This is a genomic window from Gordonia sp. JH63 (genome assembly GCF_009856645.1).
Lineage (GTDB): Bacteria > Actinomycetota > Actinomycetes > Mycobacteriales > Mycobacteriaceae > Gordonia > Gordonia hongkongensis.
On record NZ_CP047235.1, the window covers coordinates 440,317 to 466,840 of the forward strand.

Here is a 26,524-nt window from a genome sequence, read left to right on the forward strand (position 1 = left end):
CGAAGCCGCCTAGGGTCCGACGATGTGCGGCTCAGGTGGGTCGAAGCTGGGATTGTCCGGAAGCGGTGTCTGACCCAGACCGTCACCGATCTCCTTGATGGTCTTCACTCCCGACAGCTTCGACGCGCCGCGGCGGGCGAGCGAGTCGTCGTACCACTCGAACCACGGATAGCCGTATCGCTGGTACTCGGTGATCGTCGGCGGAGCATGGTGCGGCGCGGACCCGGTGAGATCGTGCCATGCGTCACTGTTGACGATCCGCAGGGTCGCCTCGATGGTGTCGCCGACCGCCCAGTTCTCCCGCGGTTCGAGCGGACTGGCGATGGACTGGGTGATCGACCCACCCGCGCCGAGGCCCATCGCGGAGTCGGATGTAGGTGCGGGACAGAAGTTCAGGGTGCCGAGATCAGCCGGCGGCTCCGGTGTCGCGCGTCGAGCAGCCAGGCGCTCTTTCCATGTCGACGCGCGGAGTGGTGTGACCTGGATGCGTATCGCGCCGTCGTCGGACCCGACGAGCTGCTCCGCGGCGGTGTAACCGGAGCCGAGTGGCATCGCGACGAACTGACGGACAGATCTCTCGTCGACGCGGAAACCGTCGAGCCAGGGTTGTTCGGGTACCTCGAAATAGTCCTCGGCGTCGAAGTCCACGGTCTGCGCGAAATCCTCGCCGGTGATCGCATCGATCCCGCCGACAGACATGCGTACGAGGAACGGGTAGTCGGTCGTGGAGGTGAAGCGAAACCATGCCGCCTCGGCCTGCCACATGGGGAGCAGCGTGTCGGATTCGGACCAATCGGCACGCCGGCCTCGAAGTCTGCCTGCGTTCGTGAGGTGGAAGCGTCCCAGCCCGGGCGGTAGACCGTATGTGGCCTGGTCATCGGGGACGCGCAGGGTTCGCTGCACTGCGATGGACAGGCGGGCCTCGGCGTGGACCTCGGGGAATGCGAAGTCCAAACAGTCGTCGTCGATGGTCAAAGGAATAGGGGGCCTCCGCGGAGTCGGTTGTGGCTTGAGGGTATGCACGGGGTCCGACATCTTCAGGCGTGCGCTGTCCTGCACCGGAATCGGCCACCTCGTCGTCAACCGTGGTGTACTGGATTGATGATGTACGTCGTGATTGCCGTCTTCGTGGTGGTCATGGCGGCGGCCCTCGTCGTCTTGTTGGGAATGGCCATCGGCGCGTTCTCGACGATGTTCACGGACATGCGCGACGACCGACGCGCCCGGAGGTCGGCGGCACGGTTGCGGTCGGGCGATCCGGGCCCGGCGCGGGCGCCTCAGGAATCCCCGGCGGATCCGCTGGGCGACCTCGCTGACACACTTCGACTCGCACAGGCTCGACGCTGGGAGTCGTGTCAGGCAATCCGCGAGCGACTGGACGGCGATTCCACTGACTGTGGGAAGGCCGGTGCCGGCGGGTTCAGGCTCCGTGCCCTGGACATCTGGTGCGGTCGGTCGCCCGAGGGGATCGACGTCGGATCCGACACCGGCGCACTCGACCGCTTCGCATCCGACCCGATAGGCCAGATCGCGTGGACGACTGCGGCGGTTGCCGACCGCATCAGTGAACTACCCGCGTGGCGTCTCGACTTCTTCGATCGCCACTCCGTGCGCGTCGACCTGGGCGGTGAGGTCACCGCCATCGCGAGCGCGGCCGTCGGACTTCGCGACCAGTTCGCGCTGCTCGGCGAGGCGCCGTCTGGACACCTGGCCGCCGACCCGGAAGTGGTCTCGACCTTCGCTGACAAATCGCTCCTCCTTTCGGGTCGACTCGACGAACTCGTGCGGCGGCTCGAGGCGTTCACCGGGTACGAGCAGATCGTCGCGCAGATTCAGCACCGCCAGGAGAAGCAAGCATGGCTCGACCGTGTCGGTGAGATCGACGATTTCGAGCACGCCGTCGCCACCGAATGGGATCGGGCCGAGGCCGATCGGGTGCGGCACCTGGCCGACGAATCGGATGTGCTGGCCTCGATCTACCTCGATGAGATTGCGCCGCTGGTGAAATCGCTGAGGCGCGATCGACTGTAGGCTTCTGGCACCGTGATCACTGTGGGGCAGTGACGATCTGGAACAGCACTTCCCGTCGGACGACGAAGCCGAGCTGCTCGTACAGTCGGATTGCGCCGACGTTGCGGGCATCAGCATGCAGGATCGGGATGTCGCCGCGTGTCCGGATGCGGTGCGCCAGGTCGAGTACGAGCCGGGACGCGAGTCCGTGCCCGCGGTGGTCGGGATCGGTGCAGACGGCGCTGATCTCGGTGTATCCCGGTGGGCTCAACCGTTCGCCACCCATCGCGATGAGGCGGCCGTTGCGTCGGATCCCGACGTAGGTGCCCATCTCGATGGTCCTCGGCCGGAACGGGCCAGGGCGCGTGAGTCGGACCAGTTCGGTCATCTCGGGCACATCCTCGTGCGCCAGTGTCACGGCTTCGTCGTCTGCTCGAGTGTCGAGTCCGGCGTCGATCATCTGCACGCCGGGCAGATACATCGTCGTATCCCATTCGGCGGGAGCTCGATTCGTGACCACCGGCAGGAACAGGGAGCCACCCGGACCGACGAGTTGGGCGGCGTCCGACCAGTCTTTCGCGGTGGGGGAGTCGGGCAGAGCCGCCATGGGGCATACGTCGGGGTGGTACCGCAGGGCCGCACCGTGGCGCTGCGCGAAGTGGGCATGCGGTCCGGTCAGGGCCGCGAGAGCCGGATTTTCGAGCATCGCGTGACCTGCGACGCCATGTTCGGATGTTCGTTCGTCGGTGATGCGGTCGGTCACACGGTGACGATACGCCCGCGCGGTGGGGGCCGGTGCTCGGGTGTCTTCGCACTTCAGGGTCGTCCGCCGAACCCAGGGCGTCCTGGCCCACGCAGCACCGTGACCCGCATCCAGGTCTCGGTGCCAGATAAGGGGACGTCAGGTCGAGGCTTTGTCGGACCCCTGGGCGAGTATCGACATATGACTGAATGGATACCGCTGATCGGCGGATTGGCTACTGCGTTGATCGGCGCGCTTGCTGTGACTGTGAAAGCGCGCGGCGACATGGCTACCAAGGGGAGCTGGGAGAGAATAATGCTGCTGATAGAGATCAGCGAGAAGCTGCCGGAAGGCAACCTGTGTCTTCGGCTCGACCAGTACAGGGATGTGCTCGTGCGCGGCGCACTACTGAGTTCCACCCGTGTTCGTGCCCGTTGGTTTCTTCTTCTGTTCGTTCCGGGTGGGATCCTCGCTCTCACCGGCAGCGGTATCGGACTCGCGGGAGTGATAGCCGACGACGCTGCAATGGAGTCGATCGCAATGTCGCTGTTCTGGACCGGTTTCGTAGTCATGTTGCTTGCGCTGTTCGTTCCGATGGCGCCGCAACTGCCGCCTGGGGCGCCGCGCCGCAAGGCCAACAGCGAATTGATTGAATTCAGAAGACAGGTTCTCGAGGATTTCCCGAACATCGAATCCGAGAAGGGCCTTTCGATAGCTTCGGATGTCCTCGCGGCGATGAGACGGTAAGTGGTGTAGCCCAAGAGTCTGAAGTTGGATCGTTTGATCACTGGATGACGATGCGCCCGGTTGGGTACGCGAGAATCCGATAGCCGACTCGTAGACCAGACGGTCGCCGAGTCCGAGAACTTCGGAGTCCTCAGGTCAGTACGATCTCCACTGGCACCGCGTTGCCGAGGGTGTGTCCGACAGGTGAGCTGGCCCGGACCTTGGCGTGCAGTTCGTCGAGCTTCTCGCGCGGTGCGTCGGAGTCGAGTGTGACTCTCGCGGTGATGGATTCGAAGCCTGCGTGACCTTCTGCAAGGCCGAGGAACACGTGCAGGTCGAGGTCGCCCTTCAGGTCGATTCGCAGGTCCTTTAGTTCGATGCCCGCAGTGGTGGCGTTCGCGGCATAGCCGACAGCCAGGCAGTTGCCCAGGGCGCCGAGCAACTGCTCGACCGGGTTGGGCGCCGTGTCGCCGCCACCGAGGACGGCGGGCTCATCTGACGCCACAGGCGGGAAGTTTCGAATACGGGCCTCGGATGCGAACGAACCGGTCCACCGGACGTGCGCGGCCCACGTTGTCTGTGCCTTGGTCGCATCTCCTTGGATCGCTGCGACCAATTGGCCGACGGCGTCTATGTCCACGTCGTTGAGGCGGGTGGCGGTCTCGGTCATGGTGCTCCTTCGACGGTCTGGTTGCCGACGAAGCTATCGGGCGCAGCTGAGTACGCCGACAGTCTGCATCACCGTGAGCGGAACACTTGGATGTTGTCGCAGCCAGGAGCATCCTGCACCACAGGGGTCAGTACCCCCGCGACCGCCAGACCTCAACTCGATGGCCAGACCTCGATCGAAGTCCAGGAGTCGAGATGAGGTTCGCCGGTGGCCGGGTCACCCAACGGACTGTTGAGTACAGACGCTGCGCCTGTCTACCAGGAGATCTCGATCTCCAGCTCGGACTCCTCGGTGCCCCGTTCGATCTCGATCTTCAACTGCACCGTGTCCGGGATGTCGACGCGCACTGTCTTGTTGTTCTCCACATACGACACTTCGTTGTGGCGTGCGATCGCGTCGGCGAGTTCGTGAATTCGCTTCGCTGCTTCTTCACGGGTGAGCTGTGTCTTGGTCTTGTGCTCGAACAGTTCGTCGCTCATCAGTCCATCTGAGCCCACCGCTGGAGCGCGGTCAAGCGTGTCGCGTGCCGAAGTCGAGAGTTCACCGCAGCTCAATGCGGTGGCAGTGGACGCGTCCAGTATATTGTTCAGCATGCTGAATAATATGGGTGAACGACGCGCCGTGCGTACGGCAGTGGAAGCTCGGGTGTGAGTGTGACACCCGTGGATCAGGTCTCGGTGCCGCTCGCACTGTTCGACTATGTGCCGGTCGTGCTGGGTGCGGTCGGAGCCTTCCTCGTCGCGCGACGCCTGGGGGCGGCGCTTGCGTACATCGGTGCCGCGATGATCTTCGCGGGTGGGTTTGCCAAGGCGACGGAGAAGCTCTTGTCGGCCACTGGTATCGCGGACATCCCGAGGCTCGCGGATGCCCTGTTCCCTGTGATGGGTTGCGGGTTCCTGCTTCTGGCCGCTAGCGCGTGGGGAGTCCGCAATATTGCTCTCGCGGCGCCCGTAGTGGGTGCGGCTGCCATCGGCGTCGCGGTACCGGATATCGCGGGCCGGTACCTGGTCGGTGTCATCGTCGGAGCCACCGCGCTGTACGCAGCTCTCGCGCGCGACGCATGGCGCGACCGAGATGTGACGACGGTGGCGTTTCTGGTGGTCTGTCTGGTGGGCACTTACACGTTGGGGCCGTTGGCAGGGCAGGAGCAGACGGTCGCGTTGCAGTGGATCGAGCAGTCGATCAACACGTTCAGTCAAGGAGCATTCGCTGTCGCGGCCTGGCGTCTGAGCGTCGGATCACGGAACAGAGTCTCGGTTGGGACGTTCGCCGAGGCGCAGCGAACACGTGTACCGAGACGCGGACCTAGGCGTTCCAGCTGATGTCGGTCCGCGCCAGTAGCGTGATCGTGTTGCGGTCCAGCCAGATTGGCGTGTTGATCGGCTGGGTGGCGTAGAGTCCGCGGCTCGCCGCGACGACGCGGTCGTACTGGCTCGGCCAGTTGATCTCGCTGGCGATGGCGTCGAGCGTGGGCCTCCCGCGACCAAGGGCGCGCCTCACGTGGGTCGGGGCGGGAAGCCGATCGGACTTGCTGGAGTTGCACACCTGGCAGGCCACCACAAGGTTGGTGAGTCCGTCGATACTTACGCGCGACCAGGGAAGGATGTGGTCGACGTGCCGGTTGCGCCGAATTGTGTTGCCGCAGTAGAAGCACACTGCCCCGAACTCGTCGACCAGTGCGTCGCCTGCTCGCTGCAGGGATACGCGGTCGGCGCCGAACAGATGGTGCGCTAAATCGGGGCCGTCGTCGAGGATGTACTTGTTCATGCGTCGAACGTCGTCGATCCAGGCGAGCTGAAAGGCCGGCTTGAGCAGCGGTGCCAAGCGGGCGAGCGCCGTGCATACGCCGGGGAACAAGGTCAGCTTGTCGCCGTGTGCGGTAACCACTTTCCGGGAGTCGGTCCCCATCCAGGAATCGTCGTACAGGAAGCGCGAGTTGGTGTCGCCTGATGTCAGGTTCTGGAGTAGTTTCAGCGGGTACCTCACCAGCGTGCGTTTGACTGTCGAGTGTGCGGCTCGATAAGCGTCAGAGTCGTGGGGCCCGCCGACTCTGAGCCCGCTCACCCGTGGCCCCACATTGGACGAACCCAGAGTCGCAACGACATTGAAGATGACTCCGCGACCGTCAGTGGACTGACGAAGTCGGTGACCGTCGAGCGGTCGCAGCTGTCGCGCGTACAGTTCGATGACGCGGTCGGTCAGGTCGTCGAGGCTGATGTCGACTTCAGCGTTTGCGTCGGCGGGAACCGACTCGACTGCGAGGTCCAACAGTGCGACGAGCACGGCCAGCTTGTACGTTGCCGTCCGCCTACCGCCCTCGAGAATCGCCACGAGTTTCTGCCCGAGCTCGAGCGGATCGGCGGGCGCGGACATGGGGTCGAGTCTATGTCGCTGCCAGCGGACGCATGTGCGCGACGACCTTCTCCCAGTTCTCGTAGTCCGGCTGCCCGAAGTGGATGTGCTCGCCCTGGAATTGCTCGACCCCACGCGCGGTCCGGTCGTCGATGATGTAATGGCCGAGATTCAGATTCTTGTGATGCGAGAGAATCAGGCGTTTGTAGGCGGGCGAGTCTTCGCCTCGACCGAAATGCAACTTCACCCAGAGCAGTTTCTCGGTCCAGGCCAGCGGATTGTCCCACGGTGCGGTGGACAGGATGTAGGTGTCGAACAGCCCGGACAATTCGTGAAACGCTTCGATGGCGCCGGGCATCGGCTCCATCAACGAGAAGATTCCGGGGACGTCATCGAGGTCGCCGTGGAACCGCTGCTGCTCGGCCTCGCTCAGTTTCGCGATGCCGGACTCGAAGTCGACGAGAGTGTTGTCCATGTCGATGTAGAGGACTTTCTTGGAAGGTGTGCTCATGGTTCCTCCTGTGGTGAGAATTGAACTGTCACATTGAGAGTGGGTCGCAGTCCCCGAGCGTCAGTCACTGTTGTGCTGGAGCCGCGGCTGCAGGTTGACGATCCTGTCACCGGCGGGCCTACCCCGTCGAACGGTCTGTAACCGTGGGGCCGGGTGAAGCCGGTCGTTGAGTCGGGGCAGCCCGTTGTCGACGAAGTCGAACCACTGGTAGAGCCCCGTGAACAGATGGTCGCGTCCGAAGCAGCGGGCGTCGACGCGTCGAACAGCCCAAAGGTCGGTTCCGTCGAGGACGAACTCGACGGTGGGGTAGTCACCCGCGAGATCGTCGAGTAGGCCCTGAGTGAATCGCGGGCGCCTGACGTCCGATTCGAGGTGCCCGAAGATGTCGATGCACGGAGCGTCAAGGGAGATGCCGATCGACGACGTGAAATGCGCTGTAGGAAGTGCGATGGTGGCGTCGGAACGGATGGGGAAGGACCCGCCGCAGAAGGTGGCGAGTTCGTCGCGGATCAGCAGGCGGAACCGATCCGGTCCGAGATTTTCGGGGTCGATCACCGGCGCCCGGTCTGGACGGGGCCGACCGACATCACAGATGAAGCTGGGATCCGGGACGTTCCAGACTTCGCGCAGCGTCTGCGCGGCGATCTCCGCCAAGGCGGCGGGTCCCTGGTGCCGTTCGCAGGTCAAGCGCCCGTCAGTTCGTTTCCGCCAACCGGACGTTCGAATGAGATCGTCCAAACCGGTTGTCTCACAGGCGATGGTGGCGTGCAATGACCCGTGTCTCCGCCGGCCGAATCGCAGAGCGAAGCGGAGGCCGGTGTTTTCCGTCGGCATGACGAAGACGATGTCGTCGAGTTCCATCGTTGCCAGCCGAGCTGTCAGCGTGCGTTCGAAGTGAGCCCACGCCGTTTCTACGGCTGCCTCGAAGGTGTCCTTGGCCATGGTTGTCTCCTTTCCGGCCACGTTCGACCTCGACGAGGACCCGAACGCGGGCGAGCTGGGGAGTGCTCTCGAATGGGAGCGGTGAGATGGTCCGCGCCGTAGCGGGCGCAGGATCACTTGACGCCCTCAGGATAGAACGCAGGTCCGACACTCTGTAGCCGGACATCGCGGAGAGGCTCTCGACCGAGAGCACCACGACCCACCGGTCAGTCCAACATCGATGATGTGTCAGACGGACCAGGCATCATGACCCCATGCCCCCGATCGACCTCCTGGCCGAAGCTGTTATGCGGATGAAAGCTGGTGCGCCACTCGCCAAGGTCACTGTCGTCGTGCCCGACCACGGCTCCGGACGGGATGTCCTCCACAGTCTGGCTCGAGCAGGGTCCGTGGCCAGCACTAGCGTTCTCACGCTTCAGCAAGTCGTCTCGAATCTCGCGGGTCCAACTCTCGCACCTCGCCTGGCACTCGCATATCCACTGCTGGAAGCCGCGATTGCGCGAGTCCTCGCCGACGTCCCGGGAGTCTTCACCGACGTCGCCGACCAATCCATCACGGCGCAAGCCCTCGCCGGCGCGGCTTGGGAACTCACCGCAATCGACGAGCCGCGGGTGGACTCACCGACGCCCCTGGTCGCCGACCTCCTCCGCGTATATCGCGCAGCGATCGAGCGTCTGATCACCAGGTACTACCTCCCGCACGAGGCGTATGCGATTGCAGTTGAACGTCTGGCCGACCTCGGCGCGGTGATCGTCTACCACCCTGTCAGCAGGACCCGCGCCGAGCAGAAGCTCCTGCGTGCACTCCAACAACACGGTGAGACCGTCGAACAGGCGGTCACCGTCTCGCCAACCCGGATCATCCACACCTCTGACGCCGACGACGAGGTCAGAGCCGTTGTCCGCCTCGTGCGCAAGCATCTGGCCGGGGGCACACCCGGCCACCGCATCGGCGTCTTCTACGGCAGCGATGACCCATACCTACCACTGCTCCACGAACACCTCACCGCCGGTCACATCGCCTTCACCGGGCCCGAATGCCACACGCTCGTCGACAGACCCACCGGCCGTGCACTACTCGGGCTGCTCAAGCTCGACCTCGACGGGATGCCGCGCCGCGAACTCTTCACCCTCCTCGCCGGGGGTGCAGTCCGGCGCCCCGAAATCGACGACGACCCGATCTCGCAACGTCGGCTCGAACGCCTCACCCGCGAGGACGAACCCATCGTCGGCGGCGCCGACTGGGAACGACTCACCCGTGTCGGTGCACATGAAGAGCATCATGCGATGGCCGTAGCGCTGTACACGTACGTCAGACAGCTGCAAGCCGACCTGCACGCCATCGTCGAAGCGCCCGACTGGACCACCGCGGCCGGACGGCTGGTTGCACTGGTCGACCGCTACTTCCGTACACCCACGCGCGAGGTCGCTGCGGCCGACTTTGCCACTACCCGGGCCGACTGCATCAGCCTTGCCGGCATGGACGGCATCGCACCGCCGCCGAACGCTGCGCGCGTTCTGGATGCGGTCAGCGTGCGCCTGACTGCGCACCGAACAATGCATGGAGACTCCGGCGCAGGCGTGACCATCGGACCGATCGCCGCGGGCGCCGGGCGCGACCTGGACGTCAGTGTCGTCATGGGCAGCGCTGAAGGGATCATCCCCGCACCCCGCCGCGACGATCCGCTGCTACCTGCAGAACTCACCGGCATCACCGCCCGCGAGCGTATGGAACGGCAACGTATCGCCTTTGCGAGTGCGGTCAGCACAGGGCGCACGGAACGGATCGTCACGTTCCCCCGCGGCAACCTGCGCGGTGGCGCGGAGAGGGTGCCGTCACGATGGCTCATCCCGGCGATGGGCGGACTGGCCGGTCGTGACGTCAATGTCGTGAACTGGCAACGCGAAACCGAGAACGTGGAGCCGATCGTCGCGGTCGAATCTTTCGACGTCGCCGCCCAGCGCGCCGACGACCGAATAGGTGCATCAGCCGCATCCGACACCGAATGGCGGCTCCGCGAGCTCGCAGCCGTCCCCGCCGATCAACGCCGCGGCGCCCTCGACGACCCGATCATCAACCTCGGCATGAACCTGCGCAGCGACCGCCTGAACGGCCGCTTCACCCGGTTCAACGGCAACCTGTCGACGGTCAAGGAGCTGATCACCACCTTCGACCGCCCGGTGTCGCCGACCGGTCTCGAACTCTGGGTGCAAAGTCCCTATCAGTACTTCCTCGAACACATTCTGCAGCTCCGTGCGCTGGGCGACCCCGACGAGGTCGCCCAGATCGACGCCCTCACCCGCGGCACTCTCATTCACACGATCCTCGAGCGCTACGTTCTCGACACCATCGACGGCGCCGAACTGGACCTCGCCCGTCTGCACCTCGTCGCCCATGAGGTACTCGACGAAGCGCAGGCCAACAGTCCCGGCTGGCTCGAGCAACTGTGGGCCAAAGACCGCGGCATCATGCTCCGCGATCTCGCCGACTGGCACAAGCACAACCGCGCCGACCAAGACGATGGCTGGCGCCCGACGCACGCTGAACAGACATTCGGCACCGACTCGGCAGCCGAGGTGTCACTGGCGTTCGGCGACAACAGAATCCGCTTCCGCGGCCAGATCGATCGCATCGACCGACACAGCGGCGGCCGCATCCGCGTCACCGACTACAAGACCGGCAAGGGTGACAAGTACAAGGACCTTTCCGACGTCGCTCCCACCAATTCGGGGCTACAGTTCCAGCTCCCCGTCTACGGACTGTTCGCCCGCACGCTAGGAGCCGACGTCGAGGCCCGGTACTGGTTCGTGACCTCCACAGGCAAGTTCGCCTCCATCGGCTATCCCGTCACCGACGACGTCATCGCGACCCTGATCGACGACATGGCCCTCGTCCACCGCTCGATTCTCGCCGGCCACTTCCCGCCCAAGGTCGAGGACACACACTGGGAGCTGCCGGTCATCGACCTCCTCGGCCGCGCCGGACTCCGCCGTGCCTGGGCTGCGTTGGAGGACGTTGACGAAATCGCCGACTATGTACGGAAGTACGGAGGCTGACATGACCGCACTCCCTCTTGCCGACCAAGCAGCCCGCGATCGGATCACCTCCGACACCGCCACCACCCTGTTCGTCGAAGCCGGCGCCGGCAGCGGCAAAACCCACTCCCTGGTCGGCCGCATCTGCCGGCTCGTCCTGCACGACGGCATCGAACTCGATCGGATCGCCGCCATCACGTTCACCGAGAAGGCCGCAGCCGAACTTCGCGAACGAATCCGAGTCGAGTTGGCTGAGCACGACACCGAACGTGCCCGCGGTGCCCTCGAACAGATCGACACCGCGGCCATCGGCACCCTGCATGCGTTCGCCGCCCGCATCATCAGTGAGCATCCACTCGAAGCCGGTGTACCCCCGCGCATCGCGGTCGTCGACGCGATGGGGTCGCAGCTGTCGTTCGAACGCCGCTGGCGACGCATGCGCACCCGCCTTTTCACCGACGCCGCGCCGCCGATTCTCGTCGACGCCATGGGCATCATCATGGCGGCCGGCGCCTCGCTCGATCAGATGCGCGCGCTCGCCGACGCACTCGACCGCAACTGGGACCGCCTCACCCTCGACGACAACCCACAAGGCATCGCTCCCGCACACATCGACCGCATGCTGTGGGAGGCAGACGCGATCGCCGACAACCTCGCCGATTGCCTCGACCTCGACGACAAGCTCGCGCAGAAGCTGACCGAGCTGCAGGAGTGGCGCATCCTTGTTGCGGCAGAACGCGATGCGACAGGATGGATACCTGTAGCGGCTCTCTGTCCAGGCCCGGGAAACGGTGGCGCAGGGAAGAACTGGCGCGGTGGGTCCGCTCAGGTCAAAGAGATCAAGACTCGAGTCAAGGCGTTGCGTGACGAGATCTGTCCCGACATCGTCGGCACCTATGTCGACGGCGCAGTTCGCGTGGTGGTGCGGCATCTGTCCGAGATCGTCCTCGACGAAGCGCGCGAGCGGCAGCGGAGCGGCCAACTCGAATTCCATGACCTACTCGTCCTCGCTCGCGACGTGCTCAGCAAGCACGCCGTCGCCGCGACCACCCACGAGCGCTACCAACGGGTGCTGCTCGACGAGTTCCAGGACACCGACCCGCTGCAACTCGAGCTGGCGCAACGTATCGTCGCCGGCACCGACGAAGCGGGCAGGCTGTTCACAGTGGGTGACCCCAAGCAGTCCATCTACCGCTTCCGCCGGGCCGACATCGCCGCCTACATGGCCGCGCGTGACCAGACCCCTGCCGCCGACGTCGTCCAACTGACGACCAACTTCCGCTCCACACGGCCGGTCATCGAATGGATCAACACGGTGTTCGGTCGGATGATCGTCGCCGACGGTCACGTCCAGGCGACCTACACGCCGCTAGACCCCGTGCCGAGCAGGCCTCGGTGGGACATCGAGTGGGGTCCGGAACCATTCGTATTCCCTGACAACGACGAGCCCGTCGACGATGAGGCTTCGCTGTCGCCGGCGGAGGCGATTCGAGCACGGGAGTCTCGCGATGTCGCCCGGATCATCGCAACGGCTGTCGACAAGGGCTGGTGTCGAGAGTCGCGAGCCGACGACGAGACCTACGGGCATGCGGCATTGACATGGAAAGACATCTGCATCCTCATCCCGTCGCGCACGGTTCTGCCCTTCCTGGAGAAGAGTCTGGATGCAGCAGGGATCGAGTTCCGTTCGGAAGCATCGAGTCTCGTCTATTCGACGCAGGAGGTTCATGACCTGCTGGTGACCTGTCGGGCGCTGGCCAACACCGCAGACGAAGCGGCGCTCGTCGCCGCGCTGCGCACACCGCTGTTCGGTTGTGGCGACGACGACCTGCTGCGATGGAGCGCAGCGAACGGCCGATGGAGTATCCACGCCGACGCTCCGACCGAGGTGCTCGGATCCTCACCCGTTGCCGCCGCTTATCGGTACCTGCGCGAGCTGTCATTCGAGCTCGGTGACCTGAATCCCAGTGCCCTGCTCAGCCGTTTGGCGACCGACCGACGCGTCTTCGAGGTCTCGATGGATTCGCCCCGACACCGCGATGTGTGGCGACGACTGCGGTTCGTCATCGATCAGGCTCGCGCGTGGTACGCCGAGGATCGGGGATCGTTGCGCGACTACATCGACTGGGCCGACACCCAGGCCGACGAGAACGCGCGTGTGGCCGAGACCGTCCTTCCCGAGATCGGCGTGGACGCCGTGCGGATCATGACCATCCACGCCGCCAAGGGTCTGCAGTTTCCGATGGTCGTGGTTGCCGGGATGAGCGGCGGATTCCGCACGCTGCCGGAGTCCTTGCTCTGGGATGCGAGCGGCACACTGCAGGCATGCGTGTCGAAGTCGGTGACGTCGAAGGGGTACAAGCCGGCAGCCGACGCGGAGAAGGCCCACGCCGAGGCTGAGAAGAAGCGCCTCCTCTACGTTGCCTGCACTCGCGCAGAGAGTCACCTCGCCGTTTCCGGATACACGGGCAAAGGTGCCTCGTGGAGTGTGACGCTGGCTCCCGCGCTGGACGGTCTACCGAACAGGGTGCCCGAGCTGATCGAACCGGTACGACGCGACGACGATCCGATCGAGCAGTTCGAGCGGCAGCCCTGGGATGAGTGGACAGCCGAGACGGCCGCAATCGAGGTGTCGTCGGCGTTGCGTGCGTCGTACTCGGCGACGCGGATAGTGCACGGTGATGATGCCGCCGAGGTTGCGCTGCTGGACCGCTACCGTGAGGCCGGCCTGCTGACAGTCGAAGCAGGAGAGAATGTTTCACCCGGCGTCGGAGGCGTCGACAGCGGGGCTTCGCTGGGCACCGCCCTGCACGGGGTCTTGGAGCAGACCGAGTTAGGCGCGGTCCTCGACGAGACCTTCGAGGCGGTGGCCCGCCAGGCTGCTGCTGCCGTCGGCATCGTCGATGTCGACCACTTCGTCGCACTGGCCCGATCTGCACTCGAGTCCGAATCCGTCCATCGCGCGGCTGTCGGCGAGCACTGGAAGGAGATGCAGCTCGCGGGGCTCGGTCCCGATGGCACAACGGTGGTCGAAGGCATCGCGGATCTGGTCTACCGCGACCCCGACGGCGGACTCGTCATCGCGGACTACAAGACCGACGTCGGAGTAACCGCGCACACGCTCGAGGCCTACTGGGCACAGTTGGCGATCTACGCCGATCTGCTGCGAAAGGCGACGGGTGAGAGGGTCGTTCGGTTGGAGTTGGTGTTCTGTCGGGTGGGGCAAGCGGCTGTGCTAGCAAGGAGTGCGCACTAGCGGCATCCCGTGGTCACATCGCTCCATGTTCGGCGAGTGGCAGCCCGCTGGTCGCCGGAGCGACCGTAAGCAGTTCGGATATTGCCGAGTGCTGAGTGGTGCTCGAAGGAACCGTTCGAGGTCGAACGACAGTCAGCGTATAGTCGATTCAGCGGTCACGGTCCGAAGGGCAAATGTGAATCCAATAGTGATGCACCCTGTGTCTCTTCAAGCGATCTGTTGAGCAAGAGCTCGAACCCCGGTTGCGAACTCATTCAGACTGAGAACCTTATGGCCACCCTGTAGAGAGTACGGCGAAATGCCCAATTGTTCTCGTGTCACGACAATTAGTTCACTAGGAACAATGCGCGGAATGGTCTTGGTCACCCACGGCCATCTCTCGCCAATCCATGATTCGCCGTTACTGTTCACGGTAACAAAATCAGGATCGAACGAGGCGCTGCCAGCAATCTCAAGCACTGCATATGCTCCGCGAGCCTCCTTCGCGAAGATTAATACTAGGTCGCCAGGCGCGAACCTTGGCCTCCCTCTTGCGGGACTGGAAAACCAGTGAGGATGGCGCCACTGTTCGAGGCTCGGCGCTCCATTCTCAGCTTTGATCCATAGCGTGCGGCTCGGGTCACGCGCATCCGTCAAGATGCGCTCAACGGCCGCGTCCGTAGTTTCTTGCGCGTCGACAGTCGCCGACTTCGGTGTTGCGGGCAACGCTGACGCTAACTCCTCCGCGCGAAGCAATGCAGCCTCGTCGACCTCGGTTGCACTCGACCACCACTCGTCGTAGATACGGCCTGCTTCGATAATCTCCGGAGCGATCAGCGAAACAGAGAGTTCCGCATTGTGGCGCGCAGTCAGGCCAAGACCGGAGGACGTGAGATTCGCCGAACCGGCCAGGCCAAAGTCGTCTGCGAGGTATACCTTTGCATGAAGTCTCGGGTGGGTGCGAACGCTGACGTCTGCTCGGAGCAATGATCTCAGTCCTGCTGCAGACAAGTAACCGCCTGCTAGGGCCACTGGGTCTAACTTGGTAAGCAATCTCCAGGTCGCCTCATGGCCGCGTGCGATCATGCTGATCTTGTGCGCCACGTCGACAGTCAGGTACGGGCTGGACAAGGACACTCCGCTGCGAGCCGACCGGAGTGCCTCGAACAGAGACGATCCAGCCCGAACCTGAGTCCGGTCCACGTTGGGAACCATTTCGTCACCATAGCTAGAAAACGCAGTGCGTCAGCCTGGTTTGGTCCGTTTGGCTCGCGCGGCTGCACGGACAGAACCTACTTCCCGTAAGAGTATTTCCGACTCCCTGCAGTAAGCGTGAGAGGGTCTGTGGCTTCTTTCTCGCGAGTGACGACACTAGCGTTCGAGCAAAGCGCCCAAACGCTCCTCGCTGATCACATGGATTCGTTCGCCGCGACGTTTGCGTTCGCGGACCTCGAACAGCTTGCTTCCCTCGCCGACCCCTACCGTATTCGCCATACTGCCGGCCCGGACGAGGACTGTCGTCCTGTCTGTGACCGTGGATTGGACGGTTCCGCCGGCGCGACTGATCATCTGCGCCAACTTGCGTTGCGACCCCATTGCGAACCGGCCTGTGAGCGTTACATGATGTCCCCGTATCGATTTCGGCCCGGACTTGTCTCTCATGTCGACATCTCGTAGCTGCCGAAGCGCCTGAGATGCTTGCAACCCGCTCACGTATCGAAGGCCGTGATGTGCGGTGGCGTGCCACATCCAACATTTCAGATCGTCGGGGATGTCCAAGTAGCGGATGCCGCCCACGTGACTGCTGTCGAAATCGTTGCCCGTCAGCAAGGTACCGGCTAGCAACCCGACCTGGTAGATGTCCACCCACGTTGCCCAGTTCTGTCGTTCGTCCATGTTGTTAGGGGAGTAGGCAGGGGTGTAGGCGTCGATGGCTGAGCGTCTGGGGGTCAGCGAATGTTTGGAAATACCGAAGTCGCCCAGAACGAGATGCCCATCTCGGATGAAGACGTTCGCGGGCTTGATGTCACGGTGGGTCACGCCACTTGCGTGCATGAGTGCGAGCACTTTCAGCAGGCGGCTGATCTCGCGACGGACTCGACCTGGAGTCCAACCGTGCCAGTCCCGGTCGTCTGCCAGATCGGCGACGGTCCCTTCGGGCATGTACTCCGTCACAAGGACATAGCGAGTGCGCCGGCCCGCCCCGGTGCCGAACGCAAACGAATCGAGAAGCTCGACCACCTCCGAGTATCCGGACAGCAGGTTGCCGAAGTGTGCCTCGCAATGCCAGTCGTCAGCGGACGCACAAATTTTGACGCAGACGGTGGTGGCTTTGCGTTGTCCGCGGCCCGACATTGCCGTCGCGCGGTACACAGAGCCGTAACCTCCACCGGCGATGTACGCCTGAATACAGTACTTCCGGCCATCGTCGTTGGTGATCGTCTGACCTGGGCGGAGCCGGGGTGAAGTCGACGCCATCGTTCAACGATAGGCGTCGCCGGCAGACGTGAGACCGAGAATCGAGAACCTTCGCATTGGTACCCAAGCCATGAAAGTCGCTTGTCACACCCCCGGCGGCAACTCCCCGAACCTGAACACGCGGTCGAAGACCTGTACGAAAGTCGATGAGACCGGGCCACCCGTCGGATTGGCATTGGCGTCCGCGGCACGTGGCCAGCGGTAGGTCACGGTGACGCTCACCGGAGTGAATCCGCTGACCCGGGTGTGTCCGGTCGGGCGGTTGGTGACACCAAGGTACTTTCCGGGCCGGAAGAGCAGCACCACGGCCGGCGACGAGACGGTGCCGCCCGCGACGTCGAACGTCGCCCACATCAGGGACGGGCAGTTAGGCGCGCGATCCAGCGATCGCGCCATCGGTGCGCGACGCGCTACCCATCGCAGTCCGGGCTGCCCGAAAGGGGGACCGACCGCGCGGAGGCCGAGCTTGACCTCCGACGAATTCAGATCGAGGCATAATCCTTGCCCCGCTGTTCCGGCCACCGGTTGGCTCCGTTGCGGAGCAGCTGATGCTGCGGGCGCGGCCAGGGTGATGGTCAGTAGCGCAACCGCGACCACGATCAGTTGATGGACGGCACGTAGGCGTGAGCCGGACATGGTTGTCTCCCCTGGGAGCGTCGGACGGTGGATGCAGTTGCGAAGCTACGCCGGTGAGGCGCCGCGGTTGCTGGATTCGGCCGAGGCGGTCAAATAACTGCGATCGAAGACGAGCCGGCGTCCCACACGAGTCCGCGACCCCGTGCCGCCGGTAGTAGTTCGAGCACCTTCTGCTGTACCTCAGCGACCGGATGGCCGAGCAGGACACCGTAAGCGACAGCCACGCTGGGTGTTCGCTGGTGTCCGGCCACGCAGTGCAACAGCACGGTTCTGCCCTGGGCGCGCAGACCACGAACCGCGTCTGCGGTGTCGGCGATCACGAACTCCAGGTTCGGGTTGTCGGCTGGATCGTCGGAGTCGATCAACCGTGATTCGACGATGTCGGCAGCGCCCGCGAAGCAAGTCTGACGTCGACCGACCCGGCACATCGACACCACTGCGTCAGCCCCATGGTCGACTGTGGCGTGCGTCCCCAACAACACGCCGTCGTCGTACGGATGCGCCACCACCTCGGTGGCGACATGCTCCCGATAGCGGACGTCTTCGACGGTCGGCCATCCCTTCGGATCTGCGCGCCCGTCGCGCGCGGCCAAGGTGCCGAGGCTCACCAGGTCCCGCGCATCGCTCGGCCGGTCCTCCGGTGAGCAACCCTGCCGAGGCCAACCGTGTACCGCGCGCCTCCAGGACCAGGGCACCGCGCTTGCGCCCCAACGGGCACCGAGTAGACCGCCCGCGATTGCTGCGACGGTGTCCGTGTCGTTCCCGATGCGGATGGCGGTATCGAGCGCGTGCTGCAGGTGGCGGCACGGAACGTCGTCCGGGATCGGCGTCTGCATGATCGCGGCGACGGCGGCCTGGAGCGCGGTCACTGTGAAACCGTTGGGAGTGAACGTTTTCGGATCTGCGGTCGTCGCCTCGTCGAGCCATTGCGACCACCGCGACCTGCGGTCGGAGGGCAACAGGTCGAGGCCGGTGGACACATCGACCCGCCCGGTGAGCACGGCTGTGCGGATGGCTTCGGACCACAGCACACACGAGTCGCCGGCCAGCGGGTCGGCGTGGGTCAGCTCCGCTACGGCGCGGGTGGCGATCGCCAGTCGGTCCCGGTCGTGGAGGTGCGCCAGCGCGACCGGTGCGGTTCGCATGAGCGCTCCGTTGCCTGCCGACCGCGGATGTGTCTGCGCAAATCGCGCTGCCTCTTCCCGCATGAGGGACCCGACGCGCTCATGGTTGGAAGCTGACCCGCGTCGAACGGCGCTCAGCACCGCGCGGGTCTGTACTCCGACATCTGGTGGGTTGCCGTCGAACCAACTCAGAAAGTTCGTCGCGATGGCGTCGATCGCGTCCTCAGAGGTGAGATCGGCGCCCTTGGCAGCAACGAGTGCGATCGCCATGGCCATCGACGTGTCGTCGCTCCACTCGCCGGGTGCGAAGTCGCCCAGTCCGCCGCCGAGCATCATCGGTCTCTCGTCAGAACCCAGACTTCTGCTTTCGAACTCGTACGGAACGCCGAGCGCGTCCCCGGCGGCTGTACCGAGGAGAACCCCTGCGGCTCGGTCGAGTTGGGCGATGGTGAGTCGACTCACGTGAGGTCCTTTCAGTCGGATGGGTGGGAACAAGCGGACATCCTCAATGGCGTCGGCCACGCTTGCGGTTCGTCCGGTGGTACGAGGCGCGCATCGCCTTGGATGCATACACGCTGTCCAGGGCGCCTGCGCTGATTCCGAAGCGGTCAAGCATCGCGATCTCGTCGGCGATGGCCGCACGGTCCTCGGGACGAGCCTCCTGCATGGCGTACTCGAGCTTCTGACGCGATCGTGCGAGGCGCCGCGTACCGCCGTCGATGTCGCCGGCCTCGTACGCTCGGGAGGCCTCCAGCTTGTCCTGCTGACCTTCTTGGTAGAGACGCTCGGAGTACACCTTCGGGTCAGGGACACGGCCTGCAGCCTCGTCGCCAGGGACGACGTTCGCGACGACGGGCAGCGACACCGTATGTTCCACGAGGGACGCGGTCTCGACGTAGCGCAGCTGCAACGTTGCCAGTTCGGTCAGGCCAAGGGCGGCAATAGAACCGACCTTCATGCGCAGCAGCAGTTTTCGTTCCTCGAGTGCGTAGAGATCACCCAGCTCGATCATCACCTCACCATCGCCGATCTGGTGTGCGGGAAGATCATTGAACAACGCGAGCTCTTGGACGCGCTGGTCGTATCGAACGGTCAAGGTGGCCGCTTGCGCCGACTTCGAGAGCAGGCCGTCGACCTCACCCGCGATGGCAGCACCGGCGGCATCCGGATTATCGGCGAACACATGATTTCCGTTGCCGGCGCGCGAGATCGCCGACAACAACGTTTCGTCGTACCCGCGGCCGTAGCCCATGGTGGAGGTGACGATCCCTTTGGATCCTGCTTTCGCCGTGATGCCCGCGAACTCGTCGACGTCGCGGATCCCGCTGTTGATGTGACCGTCGCTGATCACCAGGACGGTCCCGCCGCGGATGCCGGCAGACTCGCCGGCGCGCCGTATCTCCTGCAGGCCGCGTAGATAACCCGACGACAAGTCGGTGCAACCGCCGGTTTCGATGGCCCTGATCGCGTCGGCGGCGCGCTGCTTGTCCATCAACGTCGAAGCAGGCAGCGCCACCTGGGCCGTGTCGTCGAACGTGACGACGCCGAACACGTCAAGCGGGTCGAGTTGGGCGACCACCCCGGCCAGCGCCTTCTTGGCGCCGTCGAGCGGCGCGCCGGACATGGAGCCGCTGCGGTCGAGAACGACCTGCAGGGCCGTCGGGGGCCGGTTCGCAGTCGGCGCCTCCGGTGCTACTAGCTCCACGAGAACCGTCAGCTCATCGGCGGATTCCAGGGCGACGACGTCGACATCGAGTGCGGCAGAGAGCTTCATGATGCTCCTTCGGTGGTGAGGTGGGCGCGTGTGCCCTGGAGAGGTGAGGCCCGTGCTGCGGACGGCGGGGAAATGGGCCTTGAGACACCCTTTACGCAGTAATGCGATTAGTAGTTTGCGCAAATTATCGCATAGTGTCAAGCGGTGGCTTCGAGATCGTCCGAACAGTTGTCTGACTATCCGCGCCCCAACGTCGCCGTCGACATCGCCGTGCTGACCGTCGCTGCAGGTGCTGTGCACGTTGTCGTACAGCGGCATCCCGACTCGGGGCGCGTGGCTTTGCCAGGTCGGTTCGTGAGGGAGCGACGTTCGGTCACTGACACCGTGCGTGAGGTACTCGAGCTGAAGCTGGGGCTCTCGCCCGATCACGTTCATCCGCATCTTCTGGCGGTGTTCAGTGATCCTGATCGAGATCCACGGGGCTGGACGATCTCGATCGCGCATGTGGTCGCGTTGCGAGCCGACGACCTGGGTGGGGTGACCGGAGAACTCGTCGAGGTGACGCCGGACGGGGCTCTGGCTTCAGGGGAGCGGCTGCTGTACGACCACGACGCCATACTGGCAGCAGCCACCGACAATCTGCGCGAGCGCTACGAGGACAAGCCCGACCCGGACAATCTGCTGCGGGAGCCGTACACCCTGTCAGAACTGCGAGAGCTTCACGAGGCGATCCTGGGGCGACGCTTGATGCGGGATTCGTTCAACCGGCGGGTCCAGCCTCTGCTGGCGCCGCAGACCGACGGCGACGGAAACCCGGTCACACGTGTCGCCGGCGGCCGTCCGGCGCGGCTGTTCGCGAAGGAGGCGCCGCCGACGGCAACCTTCGGATGGCGGTTGCCGAGTGCGGATCCGCCGGCTTTCTGATGCGAAAGAGTCTTCAAATCGCTGGTCCCTACCTGCGAGTCCTGCGCCCTGGTCCTCAGTGGGGGCAGGATGAGTAACAGTCGAGGTGTCGACGTAGATGAACCGCCTGGTGGAAGGGGAACGCGGTGGTGACAGTACTTCCTGCGACTCCGCGATTCGCGGCGTCGAGTGAAGAGACTGTGTTCAAGGCGATCGTCGGACAGTTGCTTGAGGACGACCTGCTGATCGTCGGACAGCGCGTCACCGACCACGCGAAGGATCACGAGATCGATTTCCTCGTTGCCATCGCCGGCGCCGGAATCGTCTGCGTCGAAGTGAAAGGCGGTGAAGTGTGGCACGACGGAACATCGTGGTGGCAGGAGCGGGCAGGGCAGTCTGCCAAACGTATCGACCCCGTCGGGCAGGCCCGCGGCGGCTGCTACGCACTGCGAGAGTTCGTCGAATCGGATCCGAGATGGACTCAGGGGCGGGTGAGATGGGATCACATGGTCGTGTTCCCGCACTCGGAAGTCGGGCCCGCGTTCGCGCTGGCGGACTGTCCGCGGTGGAAGATCGTCGACCGCAATCAGATTGAGCAGATATCGCCGCTGATTCGAGAGGTTCTGCTGCAGAAAGTCGGGAGCCTTCCGGTCCTCGACGGTCCCGGGATCGAGCAGCTCGCCACGGTGCTGAGCGGGCGTGGCCTGCCGCAGCGCGACGTTGTGGCCCGCGCGCTGGAGAACGAAGAGGTGGCCGACGCTCTGACCTCTCAGCAGGCTGTCATCCTACGGGCCGCCCATCAACTCCGTCGCGTCGAGATCCGGGGTGGCGCCGGAAGCGGCAAGACGTTCCTCGCCATCGAACAAGCTCGGCGTCTGGCGCGTGACGGACAACGTGTTGCGCTGGTTTGCTATTCACACGGACTCGCTTCGTATCTCGAGCGGCTCACCGCAACCTGGAGTCGCAAGGAACGACCCGCCTATGTGGGCGAGTTCCATGAACTGGGAATCACGTGGGGAGCCGCAAGCGGACCCGACGAGCAGGAGCGCACCAAGGCCGCGTCGGACTTCTGGGAGTACACGCTGCCGCAGCAGATGTACGAACTGGCCCAGGCGCTTTCGCCGGGCAGGCGATTCGACGCGATCGTGGTCGACGAAGCGCAGGACTTCGCCGACGAATGGTGGAAGCCGATGCTCGCCTGCCTGCGTGACGAGGACACCAGCGGGATCTTCGTGTTCAGCGACGAGGCCCAGCGTGTGTTCGCTCGGCAGGGGTCGCCGCCCGTCGACCTGGTGCCACTCGTCCTCGACCACAATCTGCGCAACACCAAACAGATCGCAGAGGCGTTCAAACCGCTCGTCGGACAACGGATGAGGCTCAACGGTGGCGACGGGCCGTCGGTCCGGTTCATCGCCTGCACGGCTGAGGAAGCACTCGGTGTGGCCGACGATCAGATCGACCCGCTGCTCGAGGACGGATGGCGCCCGGAAGACATCGCGCTGCTGACGACCGGCAGCCGACACGAGGAACAGAAGGCGCGCCAGTCGCAGGGAAACCGGGAGTACTGGTCGTCGTTCTGGGATGCCGAACAGGTCTTCTACGGTCACGTGCTGGGTTTCAAAGGTCTGGAACGGCGCGTCATCGTGCTTGCGCTCAACGAGGAGAAGTCGTGGGAGCGGTCACGCGAGCGGCTCTACGTCGGGCTGTCTCGGGCGCGTGATCAGTTGATCGTTTGCGGAGACCCGCAATTCGTTTTGGAGGTCGGCGGTCCCGAGGTGGCCCGGCGTCTCGTTCCATCAGGGGACGGAACGCGTAGATCTCGCTGATGTGTTGCCGCGCGCGAGCCGGACGGACGCCGAGACTTCACCTGCGCTTCACCAGCCATTGGAAGTGCTACGCCACGCTGGCGCCCATGGCCCGACCTCATCGAGCAGACCGTCCCACGTCCAGGCGCACGATTCTGCGGACTGCCGCTACGGGGGCGCTCCTCGTCCCGGTCGGGTCCGCGCTGGCAGCCTGCGGGTCGTCGAATCCTGGTTCGGCGACGCCCGAGTCTGGTCAGAAACCGGCCGGTCCTCACCCACGGGGTGGCCACCGGCGAGGTGACCAGCGGAGGGGCGCTGGTGTGGGCGCGGTCGGACCGGCCGGCGACCATGATCGTCGAGACCGCATCGAGCGAGTCCTTCGGCGCTGCACGGAAATTCCGCGGACCGCAGGTGACGCCCGCCGGCGACGGGACCGGCCGACTGCGGGTGGCCGGCCTGGAGCCCGGCCAGACCGTGCACTATCGCGTCACCTTCGAAGGTGAGGACGGCGCGCTCTCCGAACCGGCGACCGGAATCTTCACGACAGCTCCGGTACGAGACGGCGACATCAGGTTCCAGTGGTCCGGCGACGTGGTCGGGCAGGGGTGGGGCATCAACCCCGATATGGGCGGGATGACCATCTTCGCCACCATGGCCGACCGTGATCCGCAGTTCTTCATCCACTCCGGTGACGCCATCTACGCCGACAACCCGGTCGAGGCGACTCAGGAACAGAACGACGGCAAGACCTATCGGAACATCACCAGTCCGGCGAAGGCGCAGGTGGCGCAGACCGTCGATCAGTTTCGTGGAAACTACGCGTACAACCTGACCGACGACCACTTCCGACGCTTCGTCGGATCAGTCCCGCAACTGGTGCAGTGGGACGACCACGAGGTCGTCAACAACTGGTTCCCCGGGGAGAGTCTCGAGGGGCAGGGCCGCGAGGGATACACCGAGATGAGCGTCGACGTGTTGGCGCGCAACGGACGTCAGGCCTGGCAGGAATGGCAACCCGTCGAGATCGGTGCCTCGGATCGTCTGTACCGCAGGGTGTCATACGGTCCACTGCTCGACGTCTTCATCCTCGACATGCGCAGCCACAAGGACCCGAACCCCGATGCGTGGTCGGGGGACAACGTCGACGGCTTGCTCGGTCCGGAACAGACCCAGTGGCTCATCGACGGACTGCGGGGTTCGACGGCGACCTGGAAGATCGTCGCCAATGACCTGCCGCTGAGCATCGTCGTGGCGGACAAGAACACGACACCGCCGGACGGTCCGAAGGCAATGGAAGCGGTGGCCCAGGGTGATGCCGGCGATCCGCTTGGTCGTGAGATCGCGTTCTCCCGCATCCTGTCTCAGACGAAGAACGTCCGGAACGTGGTGTTCCTGACCGCCGATGTCCACTACACCGCCGCGATCTCCTACGAGCCTGACCGCGCCGGCTTCAAGGATTTTGCGCCGTTCTGGGAGTTCGTCGCCGGACCGTTGCACGCCGGTGCGTTCCCGGAGAGCCCGTTGGACAGCACATTCGGTGCCGAGTACCAATTCGTCCATGCACCTACCGGGTCGAATGTGTCACCGGCGGAGGGGTTTCAACACTTCGGCGAGGTGACGATCGACGGCAGGACCAAAGTGTTGAGCGTGGATCTGGTCGACGCGTCGGGCAAGACCCTGTACCGAAAGGACCTCGAGCCGGCGTCGTGACGACCCGTTGACAGAGTGCGGGATTCGTCCCGGAATCCGGTACCTTTCCCGCACTTTGCGGAAGCGCTCACTCGCTCAGCGGCCGCAGGAACTCTCCGGTCACCTCGACAGCGGGTGCGGACGACCCGCCTCCGACGACGAGCGTCGCGAACGCGAGGTCCCCGACGATGCCGGCGAACCAGCCGTGCGGGTTCTTGTTGTCGCCGTACTCCGCCGTGCCGGTCTTTCCGCCGAGACCGGGGATGTCGCGGAGTGCGGTGGCCGTGCCGCGAGTGACCGTGTCGCGCATCATGCTTCGGAGTGCACGAGTGACGTCGCCCGGGATCTGTTGCGGTTCCACGTCTCCCGTCGTGTCCCTTCCGCGAACCAGGCCGGGGGTCACGGTCTCACCGCGCGCGAGGCTCGCCTCGGCCAGGGCGAGACCGAAGGGGCTGACGGTCACCGTACCCTGACCGATGCCGTTCTCGACCCGCAACGCTGGTGAATCGGCGCGGGGCACCGACCCGGTGACGGTCGTCAGGCCCGGAACGGTGTAGTCCGCGCCGATGCCGAACCGTCGTGCCATGGCGGTGAGCGCGTCGTCGGGCAGCCTGTTCGCGAGGGCGCCCATCGTCGTGTTGCACGAGCGCGCGAAAGCTGTTGAAAGTGCCACGGTCCCGAGGTCGAAGTCGTCCTCGTTCGGGATCGTCCGACCTTCGATCGTGGTGCGGCCAGGACAGCGGACCTGTGACGTCGGTTGCACGGCTCCGGCGTCCAGTGCGGCTGCGGTCGTGATGGTCTTGAACGTCGAACCCGGAGGGTAGAGCCCGGACAGCGAGACCGATCCCGACCTGTCGGCGGCATCGTTCTGCGCGACGGCGACGATGCCTCCGGTCGACGGTTCGATGGCCACGACCATGGCAGGGCGTCGTTCGCCGTCGACGGCGAGTTGTGCTCGGGTCTGGACATCGCGATCGAGGGTCGTGTGTACCGGTGGCGTGACACCGGGTTGCGCTGAGTCGACGAGATGAGTGGGTGTGCCGTCGGCGCCGACGATCTGGACGGACCACCCCGCCGTGGCGTCGATGTGCTCGCGCCAGATCTCCTCGAGTCCCGACATCGCCGGCGAATGCAGTGCTCTGGTGGCGCTGAGCAGCGCGCCTTGCTCGCTGAGCGCGACACCCGGAATCGACTCCACCGAGCGCCGGACGCGCCGGAGATCGGACTCGCGGAGCCGGATCACCGTGTGCTGCGGCGCATTGTTGCCTGCGAAGGCCGCGCGGATACCGGCGGCGGTCATACCGGGTTCGACGGGTCGGAGGGCGCGGGCGAGCATCTCCGCCGAATCGAGTTGCGTGCGTTGCAACGCGACCAGGGTGACGGCCTGCCAGGTCATGAGCGGCCGATCGTTGGTGTCGAGGACCGGCGTCCGGTAGGCGCGATCGTCGCTGTACGAGAACGATTCCCCGGCACGGAGTTGCCGGTGCAGGACGGAGGGCTGCCACCTTATCTTCCAGTGGGAATCCGACTCGGCGAGAACGACAGAGGTCTGATACTCGACGCTCCGATCGCGGATCTGCCAGCGATGGTCGAGTGTGCCGCTGACCTCCTTGTCGTCGACCAGGTCGGCCGCGACCGAGAGCTTGGGCGTGCGGCCCATGCCATCGAACATGGCGGTGATCGCCGCGCCTGCCGCGGTCGGATCGTCGGTGAGCGCCGCGGCTCTGGTGGCATCGCCCTCCTGCAGCGCGGCCGCGAACGACCGTAGCGCGTCCTCAGGTGATTCTGAGGACAGGAAGCAACCCGACATCGTGCCCACGATCGCCATACATGCACTCACCAGTGCCCACCATCGACGCATGACCCGAGCCAACCCATCGGGACGCCGTGATGCCAAGTTTCGGCACGCGATCGGCCGATAGCGGTTCGCTATCGTCGCTGTTCCTGGTCCG

General features: G+C 64.8%; 20 protein-coding genes and 1 pseudogene. 8 read left to right on the forward strand and 13 right to left on the reverse strand.

Features of this window, described 5'->3' with window-relative positions:
* Positions 1-9: 9 nt before the first annotated feature.
* Entirely contained in the window at positions 10-975 is a 966-nt protein-coding gene (locus tag GR168_RS01920; protein WP_238994996.1) for a hypothetical protein, read from the reverse strand.
* A gap of 126 nt (positions 976-1,101) precedes the next feature.
* Here GR168_RS01920 and GR168_RS01925 point away from each other — a divergent pair, with 126 nt between their 5' ends.
* On the forward strand, positions 1,102-2,031 hold the full coding sequence (locus GR168_RS01925) for a hypothetical protein (RefSeq protein ID WP_137810115.1): 930 nt from the start codon (positions 1,102-1,104) through the stop codon (positions 2,029-2,031).
* 16 nt (positions 2,032-2,047) lie between these two features.
* Here GR168_RS01925 and GR168_RS01930 read toward each other — a convergent pair whose 3' ends face one another.
* A complete protein-coding gene (locus tag GR168_RS01930; RefSeq protein WP_137810114.1) occupies positions 2,048-2,773 on the reverse strand; it encodes a GNAT family N-acetyltransferase in 726 nt (241 codons plus the stop codon).
* A gap of 180 nt (positions 2,774-2,953) precedes the next feature.
* On the opposite strand from GR168_RS01930, the gene GR168_RS01935 reads away from it, so the two are divergent.
* Entirely contained in the window at positions 2,954-3,499 is a 546-nt protein-coding gene (locus GR168_RS01935) for a hypothetical protein (RefSeq protein ID WP_159369876.1), read from the forward strand.
* Positions 3,500-3,629: 130 nt separating this feature from the next.
* Here GR168_RS01935 and GR168_RS01940 read toward each other — a convergent pair whose 3' ends face one another.
* Both GR168_RS01940 and GR168_RS01945 read right to left on the reverse strand, forming a co-directional pair.
* On the reverse strand, positions 3,630-4,148 hold the full coding sequence (locus GR168_RS01940; RefSeq protein ID WP_065631194.1) for an OsmC family protein: 519 nt from the start codon (positions 4,146-4,148) through the stop codon (positions 3,630-3,632).
* 254 nt (positions 4,149-4,402) lie between these two features.
* Positions 4,403-4,627 (reverse strand): amphi-Trp domain-containing protein, encoded by a 225-nt coding sequence (locus GR168_RS01945; protein ID WP_065631193.1) that lies wholly within the window; start codon positions 4,625-4,627, stop codon positions 4,403-4,405.
* Positions 4,628-4,810: 183 nt separating this feature from the next.
* Here GR168_RS01945 and GR168_RS01950 point away from each other — a divergent pair, with 183 nt between their 5' ends.
* Positions 4,811-5,470, forward strand: a complete 660-nt coding sequence (locus tag GR168_RS01950) for a hypothetical protein (protein ID WP_159369877.1) — start codon at positions 4,811-4,813, stop codon at positions 5,468-5,470.
* Here GR168_RS01950 and GR168_RS01955 read toward each other — a convergent pair.
* Genes GR168_RS01955 through GR168_RS01965 form a run of 3 tightly spaced genes read right to left on the reverse strand, consistent with a single transcriptional unit; the run spans position 5,454 to position 7,953 of the window.
* Positions 5,454-6,521, reverse strand: a complete 1,068-nt coding sequence (locus GR168_RS01955) for an HNH endonuclease (RefSeq protein WP_159369878.1) — start codon at positions 6,519-6,521, stop codon at positions 5,454-5,456. The genes GR168_RS01950 and GR168_RS01955 overlap by 17 nt on opposite strands.
* A gap of 10 nt (positions 6,522-6,531) precedes the next feature.
* The gene (locus GR168_RS01960) at positions 6,532-7,011 is read right to left on the reverse strand and encodes a hypothetical protein (RefSeq protein WP_065631191.1); all 480 of its coding nucleotides are present in this window, start codon (positions 7,009-7,011) and stop codon (positions 6,532-6,534) included.
* A gap of 60 nt (positions 7,012-7,071) precedes the next feature.
* The gene (locus GR168_RS01965; RefSeq protein WP_159369879.1) at positions 7,072-7,953 is read right to left on the reverse strand and encodes a hypothetical protein; all 882 of its coding nucleotides are present in this window, start codon (positions 7,951-7,953) and stop codon (positions 7,072-7,074) included.
* 389 nt (positions 7,954-8,342) lie between these two features.
* Here GR168_RS01965 and GR168_RS01970 point away from each other — a divergent pair, with 389 nt between their 5' ends.
* Positions 8,343-11,009, forward strand: coding sequence for a PD-(D/E)XK nuclease family protein (locus tag GR168_RS01970; RefSeq protein ID WP_238994997.1), 2,667 nt, complete (start codon positions 8,343-8,345; stop codon positions 11,007-11,009).
* A gap of 1 nt (position 11,010) precedes the next feature.
* A complete protein-coding gene (locus tag GR168_RS01975) occupies positions 11,011-14,244 on the forward strand; it encodes a UvrD-helicase domain-containing protein (RefSeq protein WP_159369881.1) in 3,234 nt (1,077 codons plus the stop codon).
* 207 nt (positions 14,245-14,451) lie between these two features.
* On the opposite strand, the gene GR168_RS01980 is transcribed toward GR168_RS01975, so the two are convergent.
* From GR168_RS01980 to GR168_RS02000, 5 genes are all read right to left on the reverse strand, one after another.
* Positions 14,452-15,438 (reverse strand): phospholipase D-like domain-containing protein, encoded by a 987-nt coding sequence (locus GR168_RS01980; protein ID WP_238994998.1) that lies wholly within the window; start codon positions 15,436-15,438, stop codon positions 14,452-14,454.
* A gap of 156 nt (positions 15,439-15,594) precedes the next feature.
* Entirely contained in the window at positions 15,595-16,701 is a 1,107-nt protein-coding gene (locus GR168_RS01985) for a protein kinase (protein WP_159369883.1), read from the reverse strand.
* A gap of 84 nt (positions 16,702-16,785) precedes the next feature.
* The gene (locus GR168_RS01990; RefSeq protein WP_137810106.1) at positions 16,786-17,337 is read right to left on the reverse strand and encodes an LppP/LprE family lipoprotein; all 552 of its coding nucleotides are present in this window, start codon (positions 17,335-17,337) and stop codon (positions 16,786-16,788) included.
* Positions 17,338-17,426: 89 nt separating this feature from the next.
* A complete protein-coding gene (locus GR168_RS01995) occupies positions 17,427-18,923 on the reverse strand; it encodes an ADP-ribosylglycohydrolase family protein (protein WP_065631183.1) in 1,497 nt (498 codons plus the stop codon).
* Between the two features lie 43 nt (positions 18,924-18,966).
* Positions 18,967-20,235 (reverse strand): VWA domain-containing protein, encoded by a 1,269-nt coding sequence (locus GR168_RS02000; protein WP_159369884.1) that lies wholly within the window; start codon positions 20,233-20,235, stop codon positions 18,967-18,969.
* Positions 20,236-20,379: 144 nt separating this feature from the next.
* On the opposite strand from GR168_RS02000, the gene GR168_RS02005 reads away from it, so the two are divergent.
* The 3 genes and pseudogenes from GR168_RS02005 (at position 20,380) to GR168_RS02015 (ending at position 24,593) form a co-directional block, all read left to right on the forward strand.
* Complete coding sequence (locus GR168_RS02005) at positions 20,380-21,099, forward strand: NUDIX hydrolase (protein ID WP_065631181.1); 720 nt, start codon at positions 20,380-20,382, stop codon at positions 21,097-21,099.
* A gap of 125 nt (positions 21,100-21,224) precedes the next feature.
* Positions 21,225-22,904 carry a nuclease-related domain-containing DEAD/DEAH box helicase gene (locus tag GR168_RS02010; RefSeq protein WP_159369885.1) on the forward strand — a complete coding sequence of 560 codons (1,680 nt, stop codon included), beginning with the start codon at positions 21,225-21,227 and terminating at the stop codon, positions 22,902-22,904.
* An 86-nt stretch (positions 22,905-22,990) separates the two neighbouring features.
* Positions 22,991-24,593, forward strand: a pseudogene (locus GR168_RS02015) (alkaline phosphatase D family protein).
* A gap of 67 nt (positions 24,594-24,660) precedes the next feature.
* Here the strand turns inward: GR168_RS02015 and GR168_RS02020 are convergent.
* Entirely contained in the window at positions 24,661-26,433 is a 1,773-nt protein-coding gene (locus GR168_RS02020) for a penicillin-binding transpeptidase domain-containing protein (protein WP_065631179.1), read from the reverse strand.
* Positions 26,434-26,524 lie beyond the last annotated feature (91 nt).

What these genes read in the sequence shown, in the direction of transcription:
- GR168_RS01935 (WP_159369876.1), top strand. Translation starts at nt 2,954, where the DNA reads ATGACTGAATGGATACCGCTGATCGGCGGATTGGCTACTGCGTTGATC.
- GR168_RS02000 (WP_159369884.1), bottom strand. Translation starts at nt 20,235, where the DNA reads ATGAAGCTCTCTGCCGCACTCGATGTCGACGTCGTCGCCCTGGAATCC.
- GR168_RS01955 (WP_159369878.1), bottom strand. Translation starts at nt 6,521, where the DNA reads ATGTCCGCGCCCGCCGATCCGCTCGAGCTCGGGCAGAAACTCGTGGCG.
- GR168_RS01965 (WP_159369879.1), bottom strand. Translation starts at nt 7,953, where the DNA reads ATGGCCAAGGACACCTTCGAGGCAGCCGTAGAAACGGCGTGGGCTCAC.
- GR168_RS01925 (WP_137810115.1), top strand. Translation starts at nt 1,102, where the DNA reads ATGATGTACGTCGTGATTGCCGTCTTCGTGGTGGTCATGGCGGCGGCC.
- GR168_RS01990 (WP_137810106.1), bottom strand. Translation starts at nt 17,337, where the DNA reads ATGTCCGGCTCACGCCTACGTGCCGTCCATCAACTGATCGTGGTCGCG.
- GR168_RS01985 (WP_159369883.1), bottom strand. Translation starts at nt 16,701, where the DNA reads ATGGCGTCGACTTCACCCCGGCTCCGCCCAGGTCAGACGATCACCAAC.
- GR168_RS01975 (WP_159369881.1), top strand. Translation starts at nt 11,011, where the DNA reads ATGACCGCACTCCCTCTTGCCGACCAAGCAGCCCGCGATCGGATCACC.
- GR168_RS01980 (WP_238994998.1), bottom strand. Translation starts at nt 15,438, where the DNA reads ATGGTTCCCAACGTGGACCGGACTCAGGTTCGGGCTGGATCGTCTCTG.
- GR168_RS01945 (WP_065631193.1), bottom strand. Translation starts at nt 4,627, where the DNA reads ATGAGCGACGAACTGTTCGAGCACAAGACCAAGACACAGCTCACCCGT.
- GR168_RS01940 (WP_065631194.1), bottom strand. Translation starts at nt 4,148, where the DNA reads ATGACCGAGACCGCCACCCGCCTCAACGACGTGGACATAGACGCCGTC.
- GR168_RS01960 (WP_065631191.1), bottom strand. Translation starts at nt 7,011, where the DNA reads ATGAGCACACCTTCCAAGAAAGTCCTCTACATCGACATGGACAACACT.
- GR168_RS02020 (WP_065631179.1), bottom strand. Translation starts at nt 26,433, where the DNA reads ATGCGTCGATGGTGGGCACTGGTGAGTGCATGTATGGCGATCGTGGGC.